The organism is Paraburkholderia sp., from assembly GCF_034668105.1.
Lineage (GTDB): Bacteria > Pseudomonadota > Gammaproteobacteria > Burkholderiales > Burkholderiaceae > Paraburkholderia.
In genome coordinates this window covers 1-5,190 of the sequence record NZ_JAXDPY010000680.1, presented here as the reverse complement: position 1 = coordinate 5,190, position 5,190 = coordinate 1, and the positions used below count along the sequence as shown (strand labels likewise).

At 65.7% G+C, this 5,190-nt stretch carries 4 protein-coding genes; all 4 read right to left on the bottom strand.

The features are described 5' to 3' along the window. Nucleotides 1-574: hypothetical protein (locus QOC89_RS30005; RefSeq protein WP_323048357.1), on the bottom strand; the 574-nt coding region annotated here is incomplete at its 3' end. Between the two features lie 442 nt (nt 575-1,016). After that, nucleotides 1,017-3,194 carry an ABC transporter ATP-binding protein gene (locus QOC89_RS30000; protein ID WP_323048356.1) on the bottom strand — a complete coding sequence of 726 codons (2,178 nt, stop codon included), beginning with the start codon at nt 3,192-3,194 and terminating at the stop codon, nt 1,017-1,019. Continuing rightward, nucleotides 3,191-4,069 carry an ABC transporter permease gene (locus QOC89_RS29995; protein ID WP_323048355.1) on the bottom strand — a complete coding sequence of 293 codons (879 nt, stop codon included), beginning with the start codon at nt 4,067-4,069 and terminating at the stop codon, nt 3,191-3,193. The genes QOC89_RS30000 and QOC89_RS29995 overlap by 4 nt, the downstream gene beginning before the upstream one ends. Then, on the bottom strand, nt 4,066-5,076 hold the full coding sequence (locus QOC89_RS29990) for an ABC transporter permease (protein ID WP_323048354.1): 1,011 nt from the start codon (nt 5,074-5,076) through the stop codon (nt 4,066-4,068). Before QOC89_RS29990 ends, QOC89_RS29995 begins: the two co-directional genes overlap by 4 nt. Nucleotides 5,077-5,190 lie beyond the last annotated feature (114 nt).

Below are 5,190 nucleotides of genomic sequence, written 5' to 3'. Positions count from 1 at the left end.
CGCTGCTGCCGCCGCCGCTGCCGCCACCGCCGCTGCTTCCACCGCCGCTGCTTCCACCGCTGCTGCTGCCGCCGCCACTGTTTCCACCGCCGCTGCTTCCACCGCCGCTGCTTCCACCGCCACTGCTACCACCACCGCTTCCCCCGCCGTTACCCTTACCGGCGCCGCCGCCCGCACCCGTGCCTCCGCTGGCACCGTTGCCACTCGCGCCATTGTTGCCCGCGCTCGCCGCGCCGTTACCGCTGCCGCCACCACGCTGCACGCAGCCGCCGACATTGCCGGTCGTGCAGTCATGCGGCTGAAACACCACGGCCGCATCGTCGGCAGCCGTCGGTTCGCCGGGCGCGGTGCCGGTGGCCACTACGCCTGCCGCGGAACCCTCGTCCTGCGCGAGCTGCGTCGCGCCGTGCGTGCCGCTCGCAGGCAACGGAGCATCGGCAAGCACGATCCATTTGGGAATGACATCGGTCGACGCGGGGTACGCGACCTGGGTCGCCAGCAACGCCACACCCGCCACGATTGCCGCACTCCGTATGACCCCGCAGTAGTACTGATTGAATCCTCTGGTCTTCATCGCATCTCTCCCGAGGGAAGGTCGACACCTCGTGCCGTCATCTCTCACGCTGATTCGCCAGCGGTGTGCCTGTCTGGACGCGGGCCTCGTCGTCCCCCGGGTCTGTTTTGCTGGTGCAAGTCAAACACCCTCACGGTCTTCCCGGCTGCACAGCCAGCAGTGCGCCGACAAGCGCCTGCCCGGGCTTCCACAGGCGCCGTCCGGGCGTGCTTCGTGATCTATCGCTTCTTGCCAGGGCGATTCGCACAAGCGGCGCTTGCGACTCTGTTCCGGTCTCTTCGGCTTCGAATGTCTGGACGGTAAATAGCGATATCCATGCCATTGCCTGCAAAGCCTTGTGGCGACAGATGCCGAATAGGGATGTGCGATGCCCGCGAGCGAAAAACGCACGAAAACGTTTCGACGATGAAACGCGTGAGCGGAATGCCGCTTTTATCGCACCCTATTTGTTGCGCGCGGCATTTTCCGGTGCGTTTTCCGAGCCGTTGCCGGAGGCCTTGCCGATGTCGTCGACGTGATTGCGCGGAGCGGCTTGCAGCGCACGTAGTTCGTCGACGGGGATGTGGCAGCGGATGCGATGCGCGGACGCTTGAGCAGCATCGCCACCGGCTGCGACGAAGGGTGGATCCAGCTGCTCGCAGATTGCCCCGAGTTTGCGCGGGCAACGCGTATGGAACACGCAGCCGGATGGCGGCGACGCCGCGCTCGGCAGATCGCCGGAGAGGCGTATGCGGGCTCTGGTCTGGTGGGCGTCGAGCGTCGGTACCGAAGACAGCAGCGCTTCAGTGTAAGGATGGTGCGGACCGTCGAACACCGCGGCCGCCGGTCCAATCTCCAGCAACCGTCCGAGGTACAGCACCGCGATGCGATCCGACAGATAGCGCACCACATGCAGATCGTGCGAGATGAACACGTAGCTCACGCCGCGCTCGCGTTGCAGGTCGGCGAGCAGGTTGAGAATCGCGGCCTGCACGGAGACGTCGAGTGCGGACGTGGGTTCGTCGCAGACCACCACGCGCGGCTCACCGGCAAATGCGCGCGCGATCGCCACGCGTTGCTTGAGTCCGCCGGACAACTGACGCGTGCGCGAGCCGAGATAGCGCTCGGGCAAACGCACGGCGGCCGTCAAGGTGGCGAGCCTCTCGTCGATCGCGGCGCCCCGCAATGCGGTAAGGCGCGACAACGCACGGCCGATCAGCCGCTTCACTGAATGCGCGCGATTGAGCGCCGAGTCCGGATTCTGAAACACGATCTGCAGCGACTTGACCTGCTCGTCGTTGCGTCGCGTGACGCGCGCGGCGAGTGGCGTGCCGTCGAGTTCGAGCACGCTGCCCGCGTCCGGAGTGAGCAGGCCGAGCATCAGTTTCGCGAGCGTCGTCTTGCCGCTGCCGGATTCGCCGACGAGGCCAAGCGTTTCGCCGCTGGCGAGATCGATCGAGACGTTGTCCACTGCGCGCAGCGGGGCGCCGGATACGTGGAATGTCTTCGAGAGTTTCTGCGCGCGCAGCACGACGGCAGGGCGCTCGCTGTCACGCAATGCATCGTCGCGCCGGGGCAGCGCTTCCGCGCTCGCGCGCGGCAGTTCGATGGCGCGTTCGTGGTAATGGCAGCGCGACATCTGATCGCCATGCGCGGCACTCACGCGATACGGCGGTGGTGCTTCACGGCGGCAGCGGTCGTCGGCGAGGCGGCAGCGGTCCGCGTAAATGCAACCTTGCGTGACCGAACCCGGCAAGGGCAGATTGCCCGCGATGGTGTCGAGCCGCTCGGTGTCCTTGTTGCGTCCCGTGCCGGGCAAGCAACGCAGCAGTCCAACCGTGTAGGGATGACGTGGCCGCGCGAACACGTCCTGGGTCGCGCCTTCCTCGACCAGCTTGCCGGCATACAACACGCCGATGCGCTCGCACATTCGCCCGATCACCGCGAGGTTGTGGCTGATGAACAGCACGGCCGTGCCGAGTTCTTCGCGCAGTTGTGCCACGAGGTCGAGCACTTCGGCTTCGACGGTGGCGTCGAGTCCGGTGGTCGGTTCGTCGAGAATCAGCAGGGCGGGGTTCGAGGCGAGCGCCATGGCAATGACCACACGCTGCTGCATGCCGCCCGACAGCTGATGCGGGTAGCTCGCCATCACCCGCTCGGGTGACGCGATGCGCACGCGTTGCAATATCTCGACCGTGCGCCGCAGCGCTTCGTCACGCGAGGCGCCGGCTGCTTCGAATGCTTCCGTGACTTGCCGCGAAATCGTCAGTGACGGATTCAGTGCGCGCCCAGGGTCCTGATAGACCATCGAAATCGCGTTCGCGCGCATCGAGCGCAGCGCATCCGCATCGAGCTTCTGCACGTCCTGACCGGCGATGATGATCTTGCCGGCCTTCACCTTGCCGTTGCGCGGCAGATAACGCAACGCCGCCATCGCGACCGTCGATTTGCCGCAACCCGATTCGCCGACCAGACCATACGCTTCGCCACGCCGCACACGGAACGAGATGTCCTGCAGCACTTCGCGATCGCGTCCGCGCATCCGGTACGTGACGGTCAGCCCGACCACGGTCAGTGCATCCGTGCGATCGCTCTTCGAGACGTCGAAGGCGGGGAACGAGGCGGGCGGCGGGCCGTTCATTGGTCGAGCACTCCTTGCACGCTATCGGCGATCAGATTCACGCCGACCACCAGCGAGGCGATGGCGCCGGCCGCGAACACGACCGTCCACCATGCACCGCCTGCCATTAGCGTGTACGACTCGGACAACGCGAGCCCCCAGTCGGCGGAAGGCGGCTGGATGCCGAAACCGAGAAACGACAGCGTCGCGACCGCGAAAATCGCATAGCCGAGCCGCACGGTTGCTTCGACGATGATCGGCGGCAGGACATTCGGCAGAATCTCCGCGAACATGATGTACGGCGCGCGTTCGCCGCGCAGTTGCGCGGCGGCGACGTAGTCCAGATGCCGTTCGGCGAACACGGCGGCGCGTACCGTACGCGCGGTGATCGGCATGAAGGTGATGCCGATCACGAGGATCACGGTCAAGTTCGATGCGCCGACCGCGGCCAGCGCGAGCAACGCGACGATCACGAGCGGCAGCGCGAGCACGGCGTCGATCGCGCGGCCCACTACGTTGTCGACCCAGCCCTCGAAGTAGCCGACGATCAACCCAAGCGCCGTTCCCGCGACCGTGCCGAGCAAGGTCGCCAAAGGCGCGATGGTCAGAATGTCGCGCGCGCCGACGATCACTCGCGAGAACACGTCGCGGCCGAGTTGATCGGTGCCGAACCAATGCGTGCCGTCCGGTGGCATCAGCGAGTTGAGCGGATCGGACGCATACGGGTCGATCCGTACGATCCATTGCCCGGTGAGCGCGCAGACGATCCACCATCCAACGATCAACACGCCGACCACAAAGGTGGGCGAGCGCAGCAGCACGCGCAACTGGTCGAAGCGCGGTTCGGCAGCCGGACGTGCGGCAGGCGGCGTGGCCGGCGGAACGATGGTGCTCATTCGGCGCTCCTTACTCGCAGTCGCGGATTCAGCAGAACATGCAGCGCATCGGCGACGAGATTGGCGGCGGTGTACACCACGCCGATCGTCAGCACGCCCGCTTCGAGCATCGGAAAATCCTTGGCTTTGGCGGCGTTGTAGATCAATGAGCCAATGCCTTGATAGTGGAACAGCGTCTCCACCACCACGAGACCGCCGATCATGTAACCGAGCTGCGTCGCGGCGACGGTGATGGTCGGCAGCAGCGCATTGCGCAACACGTGACGCCAGATCACGGTGTGGCGCGGCAAGCCTTTGAGGATGGCAGTGCGCGTGTAGTCCGCATCGAGCGCCTCGACGGTGCCCGCGCGCGCCATGCGCGCGATGTAGCCGAAGAACACCAGCACCAGCGGCAGCACCGGCAGAATCAGATGCCGCAGTTGTTCGAGCGCGCTCGCTTCGGGCGGATACGACGCTTCGATCGGCAGCCAACGCAGCCACACGCCGAACACCAGAATCAGCACGATCGACGAGACGAATTCCGGCACTACGGTTGCCGATAATCCGGCAATGCTGATGGTGCGATCGAGCCAGCGCCCTGCGTGCATGGCCGACCATACGCCGCCCGCAATGCCGAGCGGCACGACGACGATAAACGCGAGCAGGCCGAGCTTGGCCGAATGCGCCAGAGCGTCGGCGATAAACGGCCCGACCGGTTCGCGATACGCATAGGACAGTCCCATATCGCCACGCACGAAATGCGAGATCCACTCGACGTACTGCGTCATGAGCGGCCGGTCCGCGCCAAGCTGATGATTGAGCGCCGCGACCGCGCGCGCATCGGCGAGCGGCCCGAGTACCGCGCGGCCGATATCGCCGGGTAGCAACTGGCCGCCAGCGAAGACGATCACCGACAGCAGCCACAGTGTGATCAACGACAAGCCGACCCGCGTCGCCAGAAATCGCACGACGCGGCCGGCGTTGCCGCTCGAGGCCGGGGACGCGGAAGGGGTCACCGAGGTCGACATTGTGATCTCCTGCCAAAGAAGCGCCATGCGCTCATGCGTTCAAGGGCGTTTGCGTTCAACAGCTTTGCATTCAACGGATTTTGCGTTCACCGGGTTGGCGGTTACGGGTTGGCG

Coding starts and splice junctions, on each gene's coding strand:
- QOC89_RS30000 (WP_323048356.1), bottom strand. CDS start 3,194: ATGAACGGCCCGCCGCCCGCCTCGTTCCCCGCCTTCGACGTCTCGAAG.
- QOC89_RS29995 (WP_323048355.1), bottom strand. CDS start 4,069: ATGAGCACCATCGTTCCGCCGGCCACGCCGCCTGCCGCACGTCCGGCT.
- QOC89_RS29990 (WP_323048354.1), bottom strand. CDS start 5,076: ATGTCGACCTCGGTGACCCCTTCCGCGTCCCCGGCCTCGAGCGGCAAC.